The organism is Shewanella seohaensis, assembly GCF_023283775.1.
Taxonomy (GTDB): Bacteria; Pseudomonadota; Gammaproteobacteria; order Enterobacterales; family Shewanellaceae; genus Shewanella; species Shewanella seohaensis.
Genome location: NZ_JAKILE010000008.1, coordinates 234,708 through 248,860 on the forward strand (window position 1 = coordinate 234,708; position 14,153 = coordinate 248,860).

General features: G+C 47.3%; 21 protein-coding genes, 4 tRNA genes and 1 other RNA gene. 5 read left to right on the plus strand and 21 right to left on the minus strand.

Going from position 1 to position 14,153, the window contains the following annotated elements; all coding sequences use genetic code 11:
- The 20 genes from L2713_RS11635 to L2713_RS11730 form a co-directional block, all read right to left on the minus strand.
- Positions 1-297, minus strand: coding sequence for a VpaChn25_0724 family phage protein (locus L2713_RS11635; protein WP_248968015.1), 297 nt, complete (start codon positions 295-297; stop codon positions 1-3).
- On the minus strand, positions 297-644 hold the full coding sequence (locus L2713_RS11640; RefSeq protein WP_248968016.1) for a DUF2730 domain-containing protein: 348 nt from the start codon (positions 642-644) through the stop codon (positions 297-299). Before L2713_RS11640 ends, L2713_RS11635 begins: the two co-directional genes overlap by 1 nt.
- Positions 641-853, minus strand: a complete 213-nt coding sequence (locus tag L2713_RS11645; RefSeq protein ID WP_248968017.1) for a TraR/DksA C4-type zinc finger protein — start codon at positions 851-853, stop codon at positions 641-643. Before L2713_RS11645 ends, L2713_RS11640 begins: the two co-directional genes overlap by 4 nt.
- A gap of 150 nt (positions 854-1,003) precedes the next feature.
- A complete protein-coding gene (locus L2713_RS11650; protein WP_248968018.1) occupies positions 1,004-1,519 on the minus strand; it encodes a hypothetical protein in 516 nt (171 codons plus the stop codon).
- Positions 1,516-2,082, minus strand: a complete 567-nt coding sequence (locus L2713_RS11655; RefSeq protein ID WP_248968019.1) for a lysozyme — start codon at positions 2,080-2,082, stop codon at positions 1,516-1,518. The genes L2713_RS11650 and L2713_RS11655 overlap by 4 nt, the downstream gene beginning before the upstream one ends.
- Complete coding sequence (locus L2713_RS11660; protein WP_248968020.1) at positions 2,072-2,395, minus strand: hypothetical protein; 324 nt, start codon at positions 2,393-2,395, stop codon at positions 2,072-2,074. Before L2713_RS11660 ends, L2713_RS11655 begins: the two co-directional genes overlap by 11 nt.
- Positions 2,396-2,474: 79 nt before the next feature.
- Positions 2,475-3,440: a DNA-processing protein DprA gene (locus tag L2713_RS11665; protein WP_248968021.1), complete on the minus strand. Its 966-nt coding sequence runs from the start codon at positions 3,438-3,440 to the stop codon at positions 2,475-2,477.
- Complete coding sequence (locus L2713_RS11670) at positions 3,437-4,009, minus strand: hypothetical protein (protein WP_248968022.1); 573 nt, start codon at positions 4,007-4,009, stop codon at positions 3,437-3,439. Before L2713_RS11670 ends, L2713_RS11665 begins: the two co-directional genes overlap by 4 nt.
- 95 nt (positions 4,010-4,104) lie before the next feature.
- Positions 4,105-4,542: a DUF4124 domain-containing protein gene (locus L2713_RS11675; RefSeq protein ID WP_248968023.1), complete on the minus strand. Its 438-nt coding sequence runs from the start codon at positions 4,540-4,542 to the stop codon at positions 4,105-4,107.
- A 109-nt stretch (positions 4,543-4,651) separates the two neighbouring features.
- The gene (locus L2713_RS11680; RefSeq protein ID WP_203432779.1) at positions 4,652-5,107 is read right to left on the minus strand and encodes a Mor transcription activator family protein; all 456 of its coding nucleotides are present in this window, start codon (positions 5,105-5,107) and stop codon (positions 4,652-4,654) included.
- Positions 5,100-5,720, minus strand: coding sequence for a gp16 family protein (locus L2713_RS11685; RefSeq protein WP_248968024.1), 621 nt, complete (start codon positions 5,718-5,720; stop codon positions 5,100-5,102). The genes L2713_RS11680 and L2713_RS11685 overlap by 8 nt, the downstream gene beginning before the upstream one ends.
- Positions 5,720-5,950, minus strand: coding sequence for a hypothetical protein (locus L2713_RS11690; protein WP_248968025.1), 231 nt, complete (start codon positions 5,948-5,950; stop codon positions 5,720-5,722). Before L2713_RS11690 ends, L2713_RS11685 begins: the two co-directional genes overlap by 1 nt.
- Before the next feature lie 28 nt (positions 5,951-5,978).
- Positions 5,979-6,050, minus strand: an RNA gene (locus tag L2713_RS11695) — hammerhead ribozyme type II.
- Positions 6,051-6,052: 2 nt separating this feature from the next.
- Entirely contained in the window at positions 6,053-6,325 is a 273-nt protein-coding gene (locus tag L2713_RS11700) for a hypothetical protein (protein WP_248968026.1), read from the minus strand.
- 18 nt (positions 6,326-6,343) lie between these two features.
- Complete coding sequence (locus tag L2713_RS11705; protein WP_248968027.1) at positions 6,344-6,970, minus strand: DUF3164 family protein; 627 nt, start codon at positions 6,968-6,970, stop codon at positions 6,344-6,346.
- A gap of 4 nt (positions 6,971-6,974) precedes the next feature.
- Positions 6,975-7,187, minus strand: coding sequence for a Kil protein family (locus L2713_RS11710; RefSeq protein ID WP_248968028.1), 213 nt, complete (start codon positions 7,185-7,187; stop codon positions 6,975-6,977).
- Position 7,188: 1 nt separating this feature from the next.
- Complete coding sequence (locus L2713_RS11715) at positions 7,189-7,704, minus strand: hypothetical protein (protein ID WP_248968029.1); 516 nt, start codon at positions 7,702-7,704, stop codon at positions 7,189-7,191.
- A complete protein-coding gene (locus L2713_RS11720; protein ID WP_248968030.1) occupies positions 7,701-8,237 on the minus strand; it encodes a hypothetical protein in 537 nt (178 codons plus the stop codon). The genes L2713_RS11715 and L2713_RS11720 overlap by 4 nt, the downstream gene beginning before the upstream one ends.
- A 5-nt stretch (positions 8,238-8,242) precedes the next feature.
- The gene (locus L2713_RS11725; RefSeq protein ID WP_248968031.1) at positions 8,243-8,965 is read right to left on the minus strand and encodes an AAA family ATPase; all 723 of its coding nucleotides are present in this window, start codon (positions 8,963-8,965) and stop codon (positions 8,243-8,245) included.
- Between the two features lie 61 nt (positions 8,966-9,026).
- Positions 9,027-11,243 (minus strand): DNA-binding protein, encoded by a 2,217-nt coding sequence (locus L2713_RS11730; protein WP_248968032.1) that lies wholly within the window; start codon positions 11,241-11,243, stop codon positions 9,027-9,029.
- A gap of 509 nt (positions 11,244-11,752) precedes the next feature.
- On the opposite strand from L2713_RS11730, the gene L2713_RS11735 reads away from it, so the two are divergent.
- On the plus strand, positions 11,753-12,496 hold the full coding sequence (locus tag L2713_RS11735) for a LexA family transcriptional regulator (RefSeq protein ID WP_248968033.1): 744 nt from the start codon (positions 11,753-11,755) through the stop codon (positions 12,494-12,496).
- Between the two features lie 411 nt (positions 12,497-12,907).
- Here the strand turns inward: L2713_RS11735 and L2713_RS11740 are convergent, their stop codons facing one another.
- The gene (locus tag L2713_RS11740) at positions 12,908-13,111 is read right to left on the minus strand and encodes a hypothetical protein (RefSeq protein ID WP_011622825.1); all 204 of its coding nucleotides are present in this window, start codon (positions 13,109-13,111) and stop codon (positions 12,908-12,910) included.
- A gap of 586 nt (positions 13,112-13,697) precedes the next feature.
- Here L2713_RS11740 and L2713_RS11745 point away from each other — a divergent pair.
- The 4 genes from L2713_RS11745 to L2713_RS11760 all read left to right on the plus strand — a co-directional run bounded on the left by L2713_RS11745 (position 13,698) and on the right by L2713_RS11760 (position 14,123).
- Positions 13,698-13,773, plus strand: a tRNA-Asn gene (locus L2713_RS11745).
- 46 nt (positions 13,774-13,819) lie between these two features.
- A tRNA-Asn gene (locus L2713_RS11750) sits at positions 13,820-13,895 on the plus strand.
- Positions 13,896-13,925: 30 nt separating this feature from the next.
- Positions 13,926-14,001 (plus strand) — tRNA-Asn (locus tag L2713_RS11755).
- 46 nt (positions 14,002-14,047) lie between these two features.
- A tRNA-Asn gene (locus tag L2713_RS11760) sits at positions 14,048-14,123 on the plus strand.
- The last annotated feature ends 30 nt before the right edge of the window (positions 14,124-14,153 follow it).

Here is a 14,153-nt window from a genome sequence, read left to right on the forward strand (position 1 = left end):
CTATTCTCCCGCTCGTGGACGCTTAACGCCTGGCACTGTTGCGCGGCCTGTGGCTACATCTTGGCCGCGACCTGTTAGGGTGGCTGTGGTCACTTTGCCCACTAACTCGGTTTTAATAAGCCCTTGCTCGGCAAGCCATGCTAGCTGCACTTTTAATGAGTCGCGGCTAATGTCGAGTCCATAAGCAATCAGGCCATCTTGTAAGATGGACTCATTGAGTGCGAAGGCTCCCGCTTCGGTCAGTAATCGAAGCACCACTAGGCGTTGGTGCTCATTGATAATTTGCTGCATCGCCATTAATGGCCTCCCTTTGGTATTTGAGATAATTCGTTTTCGAGTAGCATGTCGGTCTTAGTTTCGAGTCGCCTAATGCCTTGTTCCATTGCGCCAAAGCGAGCACCTAAGCCTTCGAGGGTTTTATCCAGGGCATGCAGTTCGTCACGGGTCGGCATGTACTCCAACTGCATTTCGGTTTCGCTTAGGCGCTTGTCGATTTCGGCCACCTTTTGGACGACCTTGTCGTGCTCGATGCGTGGGGTAAAGTGAGTGCTAAACCACGCCATGAGCAAGGCGCAAAACACGCTAATCACACTGCCAATAAAGCCCCAGTACTTGCCGAAAAATTCAAATAACGATTCGATCATAAACGCGTCCCATAGCGCTGCTTTTGGCGCTTATCTTCATCCTGTTGGCAACTAATACAGCGCTGGGCTGTGCGTCGTTCTGGCTCCACTGCCTCATGGCAATCAATGCAAATACCATTGCCTTGAGGCTGTTGTTTGTGGCGGGCGGCATCAATGCAAGCATCACGCTCGCGGGTTTCCATCGTGCTCGCCCAATCGTTTTCGTCCATGCCTATTCCTAATATTTGGCTTATTTTGTTTGGTCTGTTTGGTGCCGTTGCCGCCAATCGTGCAGGGCTTGCCAGTAAAGGTTGCATTGCCCTAAGTCAGTGAGTAACGAGATCATTAGCCTCACTGACTGTGGGTTGGATAGGCACTGTTCATTCTGGGTTTGCAGACACTGCAAGACCTGTGGAGGAACCTGAGTGACGTTGCACTCGCGCACCAGAGCTTTGGGCGGCAACACATGCTGGGTCTTGTAAGTTGGCACGTAACGCACAGCGGGCGGCGCTGTCGTACACGCGCACAACATCGTTAGGCACGCTAGCCATACGCCATGCTTGCGTTTGTTCATCCTGGGCATCCTCAAGTAGCTGGGTCAGTTGGTGGTTAAGGTCTTGATTGCGGGTAGCTAACGCGGCCTTTTGTTGTTCGATGGTTTGCACCTGCAAGGCGAGGGTTTCGCCTTCGGCTTTGATCGCTGAGCGTTCGAGGTTGGCGTCTTGCAGCCATACCGCCAGAGTGTCGGCGCTCTGTTGCAGGGTGGCATTCTCAGCCAACGCTTGAGTGAGCAGGCTTTTAGTGCTCTGTTGTTGCTGATACATCAGCCCAATGGTGACAATCGCCAGCGACAGAAATAACCACTGCACAGCGCTTATGATTTGTGAGGGATTCATTGAGCGCCCCCCGCTGATTGCCCGAGGCCCAGCTCGCTTAAACACATGGCTTGTTCTTCGGCTCGGCGTTTAATCAGCCCATTTAGGCGCACTTTTGCACCTAAACGGGTGCCATACGTCCAACCATTACAGACGCGCTCACCCGTTTGCGGGTTGGTAGAACAGGCTTGGGTTAGCTCCATGCAAGCTCCCACACGATCCCCAGCTAACAGCTTTTTACGCAGGGTTGAGCTGGCAAAGTTGCCGTATCCCGCCCAGTGCAAAAACGATAAATAGGCGGCATGCTCGCTGTGGGTGAGCCTTACAGGGGCCGTGAGTTGCAGCAACTGCTTATCTTCCTTGGCGATATCTTTGGCGAAAATCTCCATGCACTCCTGCTCAGTAAAGGTTTGATTAAGCTTCAAGTCTTTACTTGTATGGCCACGGCAAGCGGTGAGCACACCTACAGCATCGACATAAACCGTTAGGCTATTGCCCTCCCATTTATCTGTAAGCTGTGCGCCAGTAATTGCAGCCGAACTTAAGCCTGCGGCCATTAAAAACGCTTTGAGTTTACTGTTCATTAGGCACCGCCATAGCTTGTGCCTTGTTGCGTTCTTCGCGGGCTTTTTCCTTTGCTTTCAATACGTGTAGATGGGTAACGGCATGCCAGCCTTGGGCGTAATAACTCTGGCGGGTGGCGCTGTGGCTATAAAGCGGTACGGCTGCGGGCACATCGCCAGCATTCTCTGCGGCTAAGTGCGCTTTGATGCAGGCATTAAAGCCGTCCAATGCGCATTGCCGATAGACTCGATTTGAGATGCGCTTAGGGCGAGCATTAGCAATCGGCATACTGTTAACGCCGCTGCGAACCTTGTTGTGTGAAATGAAAGCCATAAAAAAACCGAGACAGTGAGCATAGGTTCATTGTCTCGGTTTAGGGATTTTCAGCGGATTGGAAAGGTTTCGGGATTAGTTAGAATGACATCGATATATTTTGGCCGATTTTCCCATATCCCTGCAAAAATGAGCGAGATTCCAAAGTGACTTTAATTAATTGTTCGTAGTCATCTTTAGTTTTCAAGGGAATGGCTTTCCCCTCATTAACCAAACTTTGAGTACCCTCGCAATTTAACCCCAAAGGATTTCCATCCTTATGGGGTACAACTGCAAACATTGGGCGATTAGCTTTAAAACAAAAATCTGCTTGGGTCATAGTTCCACTTCCAAGCGCAGCTTCAACTAATACAGATGAGGCTGCCAGTCCTACTTGGATACGGTTTCTCTGTACAAATGAATTCTTGAATACCTTGCTTCCAATCGGTACTTCGGAGATCCAAGCACCTCCAGAATCCAAAATCTCATCACCAAGCTTTTGATTTTGTCTTGGTTTCACTTGATCTAAACCATTAGCAAGTACCGCAATTGTTCTCCCATTAGCTTGTAGCGTTGCTCGATGAGCTGAAGCATCTACGCCTATTGCCAAGCCACTTACGACCACAAGTCCCGCTTTCACACATTGAGTTGTAATACGTCTTGTTATCTCTGCACCAGCAGTAGAAATCTCTCGAGATCCGACAATTGCAATCCCCGGTAACTCATTTAATACATCTTCATCGCCTTTAAAGTACATCACTGGTGGTGGCTGACTGATCAATGCGAGTGAATTTGGGTAAAGTTCACTTCCAAAGAGAATAGGTTTGATTGAAAAGTCTAAGTGAGTTTCGTATAAATCACTGTTCTCCCTTATAAAAGATGTCGAAAAAAGTTCCTTAAAGTGTGAAGTACTATTTACAAAAGTAATCCAGTCCAATTCATCTCTTAAATCCAATGAATCAGACAATTTCAGCAATTTCATTAAAATTGCATCAGTTGTTAGGTTTCTTGTTTGGCAAGCAACACAAAATACTGCTTTAGCCCTAGCAAGGTAATCAGTACTCATGCTGTTTCCAATATTGGCATAGGGATTACCACACCAGAGCCAGCTTGCTCCAATAACTGACGACATGCTGACATACTAACTCCCGTGGTTTTCACATCATCTAATAACACTGTCGGGGCTCCCTTAAGAAGATTATTTTTCAAGACTTCAATACTATCTATATGAGTCATGACTGAGCGCCCTCCAGAAGAATTATGAGCACTGGGTACATCATACTTCCTATAAAGAATTATTGGAGGCGGATTTGGAAGATAACCTATTCTGGTGGCTACAATGCCAGCAACAGCTTGTAATCCCTCAGATACCCTACCTCGCTCATGCTTTGGAATAATTGCGATATTAAAATTCTGTTCGACTAATCTTCTGTTATCAACAAGCAAAGAACTAAGAAGATCCCCCCATCGCTTTGCAAAATACTCAACAGCTCGAGAGTGAGCCTGACAGTTAGGATTCTTTAAATCCATCATTTTGAAAGTCAACTCGTCGCAATTCGGGTTTCTCTCCCCCATAATCCTATATGGATGGTATACACCACAAGACCAATATCTATCAATTAGTTGTACGGGCATTGATTTAATTCCTTTATATTATCAACTACCAGGAATGCTAGATACATTTAAACCCATACAAAACTAAATAGGTTTAATTTAATAATTACAATAACTTATGATTTTGTTTCAATCAGAAATTGATGTTCACTAAGATTCGTGCCATTGTAGTTTAGAAAGCAAGGGCGATATATCCCCCCCTCATACGCCCCATAACTATTCTTTGCATTAACCTTTAGTTGTAACACCCTGCGAGCACCGCTGTCATCCTGTAACCAATCAAAGAAATGTCCTTCGATCTTGATAGAGTCGGGATCTTTGTAATCACCAGCACGTTTCAAGTAAGTAACGCATTGCTCAATAAGTTCTGCTTCGTTAGTAGTGCCAGATGAAATTTTTGCGGGAGGGGTAACAGTTATAGGCTGGGCATCTTCAGCGCAAGGGACTTGGCTGAATGTCTCCACCCCATTTACAGTGCATTTATAAATGCTAGCTTGCAAAGAAAACGTAACGACACCAGGTAAGAGAGCTAGTAGCGATGTCCGTATCTGCATGATTCAACATCCTAATTGTTAAAAATTTGCTTTACTATTACGAGTTTATCCTCATTATACGCAAATAAAAAGGGCTACCTTTTGGTAACCCTGTGATATAGATTGGATTTCAAAACAATCTCCTCTGCTTCCTCGCCACAAATGCTGCCCTTTGTTCCGCCACTATCTGGCTGATCCTGCGCTCGGTTAGGCCATACTGGCGGCTTAACTGCTCAAGGTTATTGCCCTTAAACTCGCGCCAGATGCGGATATCCCGCAGTGCATCCTTAAGGCGATCGCCATTGGGGATATAAATATCACGCCCGCCTAGGTAGGCACTTAGGCTAGTTGCTAAAGCTTCACTCACATTATCGGCATTATCAATTTCATATTGCTTTAGAGTTTGGCGCATCACATCGCATAGACTTTGTAGGGTTGAAGGCCAGCGACGAATAAAGTCCTCGCGCTCATCTGGTTTAAGCGTGGCTAAGGTTTCCAAAGCTTGTTCTAGTTCTGCGGCACTGGTGGACAGTAAATCCAGTTGGCTGTCAGGAACGCTTACAGCATCTTGCCTATGTTTACTCATAACCATGGCCCTCATACTGTGCAACGATGGACTCATAAGCCGCTGGCTGTGTGCCTGCATCGTTCATTTTTAAGCTTTCACCACGGGCGATAATGCGCTCGATTAATACCCGCTTATGCCAGTTTTTAAGGCTTTCTAATACCTTGTAGGCTTGCTGCTCTGTCATCCAAGCGGTGGCATCCACGCCTTGGGTTTGGTTATTGGCAATGTGGCAGCGTAACGTCATGCGGCGCACATAGGCATCGAGCGCCGACTCGCTGTTATCCTGGATAACTAAGTGATGGCCCATGGTGATCCAAATAGCACGGATTTTATCAATAGAGGCCAATTTACTCTTACCCGCCGCAGGGCTTAAACGGCGCTTTTTATGGTTGTTTAACGTGGGTTTAAAGCCCTTTTGCTTAAACACTTCTAGCGCCTGCTCAAGCTCGGGTAAGTTCATCGCCCTTAAGGAGTCCTTACCCGTAGCGTGTTTTAACATGGCACGGTAGATAGCCTCATCGAGCTGCAATGATCCCTTAGCCACATTGATTAACGTGATTAGGCGCTTCTTATGCTTACTGCTAGGGTGTTGAGCGACTGGCGCAGGGGCTTGTTGATTAGTGTCTAGCATTATTCGTCATCCTCATCGGTTGTCGTTACTGATTCAGTCACTAGCACGCGAACGGCTTTAGGTTGGCTTTTACGTTTTGGCCAACCATGGCCTAATGCCCCGTTCAAATAGTTCACCGCCCATTGCTCGCGATCTGCCAGCAATTCGGCTTTGCTTTTACCTTTACGCACTGGCCGGGCTGGACAGTTAGCAATGGCATATTTCAGTAAGCGTTTTGCGTAAGGGGTCATTTCATTCGCTCTTAAAATGAGTTCATTTTGTTAGCTGCTCATCAGTGTCTAATCACTACATTAGACAGACCACACCCCATGAGTGGGGCGGGTTTCGCTTGGTTATGCTTGAGTGTTCTTCAGGGAACGCTTGATAAAAAAGCTAATCACGCGGCGCTTTTCACCTGCAAATTCAGTACTTAATCCACGCAGTTCGTTAAGCAATACAGCACCGACCAGCAAACACTGGTGTGGCGTATCGGCTGCCATGCCGCTGAGTTCACTGCGTAGGGTTTCGTAGTTGGCCTCTAACAGCGCGGCAATCCGCAGTTTAAAAGCCACGCGATCTAACGCCGCTTGGTTTTTGTTGATTAGGTATTGAATGCCTTGAGTCATGTTGTGCTCCTTGCGCCTCTAAAGCGTGCTGATATCCAGTGGAAGTTGAATGTATTTGCCATTCGGCTGACGCTCATATAAGCGCAGGTATTGGCTGGTTCCGGTGATTTGAATCGCGTCGGCAATCGCATCCATGGCCTGTTTCCACTTGGCGTCATCAATATCCAACTGGCGCAGGCTAAGCACTTGGTTAACGTCGATGCGGCCTTGCTGGTTAACCCTAAAGGCATGCTCAACCATGGCCATCAGGCGGGTATCTGCACCACCACTCCAGCTTTTAATGCAGTCATCAATTAAGGTTTTTGCGGTTTGAATGCGCTCATCAAATACGCGGTGCTCACCTACCTGACGACGGACTTGGTACTTGCCATCGAAACTGGTCAGCAAAATATTGCCCTTACTGCCACCGACCTTAGTGCCGTACTCACTCGCGGAGAGTTCGGCAAAGTCATCGATTTGCGCCATGGTGGTTAACTTAAACAGCATCATTTGCTCGCGTAGCTGCTGCGCGAGACCAATAATGCAATGCACCACCTCATCACGCAGCTTGTCTACGGGCTTAATGCGATCTTCATGTACGAGATCCCCTACTGCGTTCATGCGGTAACCTGCGGGGATCTGTGGGTTAGTTTGTTGACTGGTCATGTTATTACTCCTCACTCCAACGAACGGTTACACCATGAAATTGCACCGCTCGACAGCGGCGACGAATGCCTTTTATGTTTTCGATAATGTCCACGGCCATTCGGCGAAAATCGGCACTCGGCTTGTCGATTTGAATCACTCCCCTGCGCTGGCTCACCACTTTCATTCCTCTAAGCCTTAATGCTGCGATCACATTGATTGGTTGGGTTTTATGCATGTTATTTACCTTTCCATTTGTTATCCCAAAGGGAGGTGTTTAGGCGGTTAGCCACCTTTTGCAATTCCCTTTCGAGTAGTTCGATATGGTGTTGGGGATCTCCCTGTGCGAGCCTGCGGCAAAACGCGAGTTGTTCCTCGACGTTGTAACGACTGTCTGAGGCCGACTGCACATCGATCCTTTGTGTTACTGCAGTTTGTTGCAGTTGAGAGTGCGGACAACCACCTCGACAAGCGCGATAAAGTCGCACTCGTTGGGGGTTTGTAGAGCTAAAGGGCCGGACTTGGTTATCACGGCAGGCATCAACACTTATCTCCCCTGCGACGGGGCACTGGACGTGATGGCGCAAGTAACGCCCTTCCACCCGATTTTTGATAGTGTCGATATTGCCTTTGTACTTGCCATGCAAAACTTGATTCAGCATGGCCGTACTTACACCTAACTCTTTGGCAATTTTGCCTTGGCTGGCGTTCTTCACTTTTGACTCAAGCACTTGAAACCATTCATCCTTGTTCATAGCGCCTCCCGATAGGGATAAAACTTCGATTTGGTTGGAGCATAGATACCGTCATCGATGAGTTCGGGCGCTAGCGCACCACAGTCAACATTGAGGTGATAGATGACGGTTTCTTCTTCGATAGCGCGAACACGGATCAAGCTTGCCCGTTGCAGGGCATTTAGATAACGCTTAACCGTTGAACGTGCGACGCGAGCAGTCACCATGATTTCTTCAATGGAGAAGTTGCGCATAATGCGGCAACTATTCCAGATCCGTTGATTGGCCTTGATTTTGGCAAACTGAGACTGGCGCTTTGGCGCGTTGTCATCGTTTAACCAGTAGCGATTTGTCAGCCCTGTCCGCCCTTTCCATTCGAGTGTTAAGCGCCCTTCTCTGTAGAGATCCCTTAAGAAGCGATTAGCGAGGCATTTAGGCATGCCCGATGCGTCGGCAACTTGTTCGGCACTAAAGCTGACTTTGCGATTACGACAGCAGCACATAAATAGCCATGCGCTGCTTCTTAATGGCGTTGAGCGTTTGACCCCTGTCATGGCTCTTATCCCACTAAGCTTTGGCGGCGAACGCCGTGGAAAGGTTGTGCGCCCCAGTGCTCGGCGGTGACGTAATCCAGCTCATTCATTTTGGCTAAACGCTCAATTTGGTTTAGCCCAATCACAATGCGCCTTGCTTCGCCGCCACTGGCCTTGCGCAGTTCATCTAGCAGCTCTGGCTCCACTTTAATGCCGTTATCGAGCAGAGAGTCAGCCATCACCATGACGTCATCTAAGTCTGCGGGACGAAACTCAACCCATTCTGAAATGCGGTTAAAGAACTGTTTGCGGGTACTAATACGGCGGGCAATTTGATCCATGCCGATGAGGATCACTGGCACTTCGGTGTTGTCATAAAGGTCGCGCACGGTTTCGAGCATGCGCACGTCCGTCATCAGGTAGTCGGCCTCATCGATAAACAATGGACGCTCGTACATGCTCATTTGCTCGATGGTAAAATCGACCATCTTATTGATGCGCCACATACCGCTGGAGCCGAGTTCACCAACAATTCGATTCATCAGCGTGCTGGCGCTGTCCGTCGCCATAGCCCTAACGTAGATACCATTCACTTGGTTAAACAGATAGGTGGTCGCTGTGGTTTTACCGAATCCACTTGGGCCGTGGTACAAGCCAAGACCGGGTACACCGATACCTCGGGTGCAGAGGTTATCGAAGGCATCTTGTGCTGTTAAAACATTCTTTACAGGTGCGATCACTGCTTTCATTTTGTATACTCCATTTTGCTTTAGTTTTATGGCCTTCACGGCCGCGATGGGTCATAAGTGCTCAGTTGGTCGCTCTGCGCTTATGGCCCATGATTTCTTCAATGCGTTTTGCCCCTAACTTGTTGTGCTTTTTGTAATCCTTTAAGAACTCCTCCTCTTTGGCTGTTAGCTCGCGACTTAGCGACTCGGTGGCAAGTAAACGAGCTTTATCGTGTTCATTGCGCACGAGCGTGGCGTGCTGCTGGTTAATGGCGTTTTTACGCTCATCGATGGCTTTGCGTTTTTGGCGTAAGTACTCAATTTGTTGGTCGCTATAGGCTGGTTTATTGCTTTTAACGAGCTGCCCTGCGGCTTCGGTGAGCGCTGTTAAGCCAGGGTTTTGATGGGTGACGGTTTGAGTTGGAAACTCCACTAGTGATTTGGCTTGCTCAGCAAAGTGCTCGATAACGCTTTGATGGATTTCACCGATGTTGAAGGTCTTGGCGAGTTGCTTCATTTCGGCGCGGAAACTGCGCAGAGACTTAGCTTCATTCTTCTTGGTTTGGCGATAAGCTGCAGGGCTGATCTCTTGCCCAAGCAGACGGTGATCCACGGCTTCTATGCGGGTTTCCCAGTTGTTTAGTGGATACACGAAGGCCCGGGCCACATCGGTGGGATCAAGAAAGACTCTGACTTTTTGCCCTTTCCATTGGTGCTCAAGCATTTCGGGGGCGGTGTAACGCAGGCCTCCAGCTTTAATGAAGCCTTTAAGAATGGTCGCCTCACCCACATAGTTGAGTAAGAGATCGAGCGCTTCGGGGTGCTCTACGGCTTTAATTTGATATTTGGCGGCGCGATAGGCTTCGCTAGGGGTTAAGCCTTTGAGGCCATCGTGGGCGCGAAGGTGATAATAGGCATCGACCCAGTTATCGAGCAGCAGTTGCAGCTCCGCTTGAGTCATACGCAGATCAAAATCGGCTTTTTCGTTTTCCTTCTTGTTGCGCTCTTTAAGGCGTACCGCAAACTCTTTTCGGGCTTCAATCGCCTCGCGATCACTGACATTGTGGCCAATGTAACCGGGTAGCAGCTCGATAAGATCATGGCTGAGGGTTTTGAAAAAGCGCTCGATAAAAGGCTTTTCCCACCCTGAATATGGATTAGCGCGGCTTTGCTCTAGGCCAAGCAAGTGGTAGATGCTTGTTGTACGTTGGCTAACATAATCGCTGCCGTTGTCTGTCCGCATTAAACCGCCAGGATTAGGTACACCCCAAGCCAGTAAGGTTTTACGCATTAACAGGCAGATACCCTCACTGGATGAAGTTGGCGATACCAGCAGTTTTACGCGGCGAGTAAAGCAATCTATCACCGCAATAATGGTGTGGCGGCCTTCCTTCAGCATGGCATCGACTGGGGTTGAGTCGAATTCCCAAACATCGTTTGGGGCAGCCATCCAAGGATAGGTACGCTCTACTGCGGTACGATATTTATCATTGAATTTTTTAGGGTTGGTAACGAAGGTGAACGCAGCTTGGTTTTGATCCACCCACTTAAGAACCCAGCGGCGTATTGTTGAGACACTTGGGATCTGCCAAGGTGCGCCCGTTTTAGTGGCATAAATTTCGGTGAGCTTTTTAAGCTGTTTTGCCTTGCCCGCTAAATGCGGTTTGGCGGTGATCAGCCCTTTTAAGAAATCTGCTACATCGGCGTTATCGTTAAGCAGGCTTTGCCGTTCAGAGACGTATTTACCAGCAAGTGCGCTAACCCCTTCTGCTTCGAGCGTTTTCTCCCAGCGGCGAATAGTGACCACAGAAACCTTTTGAATGGTTGAGAATATCCATTCGGGTAGCTCAAGCGACTTAGTGTTGTAGGCTTCGCAGAATGCTCTTTCACCTTCAACAAGTTGGCGCACCTCGATGTAAGGCATGCAGAATTTAGCCTTAGCGTTGACTATGACTAATTTGGCATCTGCACGCTTTTGTGCTTTCTCAGGCAAATTAATAAATTGCTGAATGCTTTTGGCCTTTGTGGTTTGGCTTGCTGCGGGTACTTGCAAATGAGCGACGGCCGCACCAGCTCGAACTATTGCCGAAGGCGAGTTAATTAATTTTTCAGACTCTTGGCGTGCCAGCTTTTGCCGCGCTTCAATCGGCAAGCTGTTTAAGTGATATTCAAATCCCCCACCTAAGCCGTGACGCTTTTGCTTTTGCCAACCTTCTTGCTTGGCCCTATCACGTATGCGCCGATCACCTACGCCTAGCAGTTCTGCTATTTCGATGGTGCTAAACCATTCCTTAGTCATGGTGCTCTCCAATTAAATCAACGCCGAGGTAGTCCGATAGCGCGGCCATGATTTCAACGGCTTTAAGGCGTTTAGGCTTTCGTCCTGTATTTGGCGCGAACCATTGAACGCACTTTTGTACCGTCCTTGGGTTGTATCCATGCGTAATCGCCCACGCACGGCAACTTTGCCCATTTGCGAGCAAGGCAGCATGTATATGACGAGCGCTTTCTATCTTCATAAGAATTACCGTGCTAATATTTTGATTACGTTCGCATTGCGAACGAACTAATGAAAACATCAATACATTACGCATTGCGTAACATATTGCGAATATAGATCCAACTTTTATTCAGATCAACAGTTTTCTGATTAATTTCGCAAAGCGTTACGCAATAGCGGGTATTTAATGCGTAGAGAATTGATGTAAATAAGGGCTTAAAGCTCAATAAACTGTTACTTATCTGGTAGTTCTTAAGTAAAAAGTTGCGTTGTTTACGCATTACATAGATTTGGGTTTGAGGAAAATAATGAAGTCGGAAGCCTTACATTCAGATCCATCTTTAGATCCGACTTCTGTGACTAAAGGTGGAACTCTTGCAGACCGCATATCCGAGGCTATTGGAGAAAACAGCGTTCGGGAGTTTGCTATTAGGATTGGTGTTTCTGAGGGAACGCTGCGAAACCTCATTAAGGGTGGCGAACCAAAGTTAGATACAGCGATCCGTATTGCTGAAGAGGCTGGCGTGAATATTCGCTGGCTAGCAACGGGCAATGGCCCTAAGTACCCCAACCGACAAGTAGACGAGATTTCCCAGGAAGGGATCGTCTATGTCCATCAAGACCAGTTCAATGAAGAGTATTACCTTATTGAAGGTTATGACGTGGTGGTGAGCACGGGCCATGGGGCTTTTAACGATGAGACAGGTGTGCGCAGACGCTTGTCGTTTAGAAAGAACTGGCTCAAGTATCGCGGGTTAAAGCCTGAGAATTTGAAAGTGGTCTATGCCAAGGGCAATTCGATGGAGCCAGCTATTCATAGCGGTGACAGCCTATTAGTCGATATCAGCAAGACTACGCTAGAAGATGGCTGTATCTTCGTTTTACGCTTGGGCGATGACTTGTATGCCAAACGGCTACAAAAACTCTTTGATGGTGGCATTGAGATCATCAGCGACAACAAAGAGTACAAGTCTCAGGTTGTGTCTGCAGATGAGCTGCCTATGCTCCAAATCATCGGCAAGGTGGTTTGGATGGGTAAAAATCTCGATTAAACGTTTATGAGTTCCGAGTTTATCAATCTTGATGAACTGTGAATCTTTTTCAAAGCTGGTGAACCTTTTCGGTGCCAGCTTTGTTTTTATCAATCCTAGTGATTCAGTTCCGACTTAGGACTAGGTTAGCTCAAGCCTTATAAATCAAGGTATCCCGCCAAATTCTAGCTAATCTCGCCTATTCCCACTATTTATCAAACTATATGAACGGTTACAGTTACTACTTGTTACAACCGATAACATTCACAAAATCTGATTGATCTCCTGCTGTTACGCCTTTATTCGTGTTTTACAGCATAAAATGACAGCGCTTTCCGCTTTATCCATATGAGTCAGTAGAATTGGGGCTATCTGTTCGCAGAAAATAGTAGAAAGTGAATATTCATGACCGAGGGATAACTTGATTAGCGCTTAAATTAAGTCTTCTGCAAGCGCGGCCGCAAAAAGCGCTTCGTCCGTAGAGGCAACCACAAAGAGGATTTCGGCTAAATCTTGGATTTTTTGAAAATCAGGATCATCTAAATGCATGGACAACTCACGGTACTGACGCAGTACATCTAAGGTTAAGGGCTGCTCGAGTAACGCTTCTGCTTGTTCTAATCGACTCATTGCCATTGTTTTCACCTCTCGATAAGTGTTTTGCCACTCGGCTGAGATGGGCTTCCTGCTGTCGCTTTAGGGATAACCAGTGGAAGCTGCAGTGCTGCCTAATATACCTACCGCATATTGTGCACTTTATAAATAGTCAGCACCTCATATTAGTACCTTATATTGTGAGATCAGTAATTAAAGCATCAGGTTAAGACTTACCAAGCGAGTGGCAGCATGACGGCGTAAAGGTTTTGACCACAAAAGCATCGATTCGTTGCCACTCAAATACACTTTATCTATTTAAGCCTGAGGTTTTTGAAATATCAAATGGGTCTCCCGCCAAAATAATGCTGAGAATTTAACCAACTAGGTCTATTTGCGCTTTTTGTCTCCCCTAAAAATCCCAAGTGTTTTTAAGATGAAGACGCGCTATCTTACGAAAACATAAGTTATTTCTTCATCAAAATGCTGATTTTGGCACCACGATGCACATTAGATGAACACTTAACAGCATAATTACACTTTTTTTAGTAACTCGAGTTGACTCATCCCACAGAGCGTTTTACTATGCGCTCCGTTCTCAACAAGTCATCGAGACGAGAGAAACGATTCCCCTGTAGTTCAGTCGGTAGAACGGCGGACTGTTAATCCGTATGTCACTGGTTCAAGTCCAGTCAGGGGAGCCAAATTTCAATCTCGATAAAAGTGAGGCGCAGTTAGGTAACTAACGATTCCCCTGTAGTTCAGTCGGTAGAACGGCGGACTGTTAATCCGTATGTCACTGGTTCAAGTCCAGTCAGGGGAGCCACTTAATTACCAAGCTGTTGCGTTAAACGATTCCCCTGTAGTTCAGTCGGTAGAACGGCGGACTGTTAATCCGTATGTCACTGGTTCAAGTCCAGTCAGGGGAGCCACTAACGCAAGACAAGTTAAAGTCGATAGCAATATCGCATCATCTACTCCCCTGTAGTTCAGTCGGTAGAACGGCGGACTGTTAATCCGTATGTCACTGGTTCAAGTCCAGTCAGGGGAGCCACTTTAAAAGATGATATCTCAAGTCGATAGC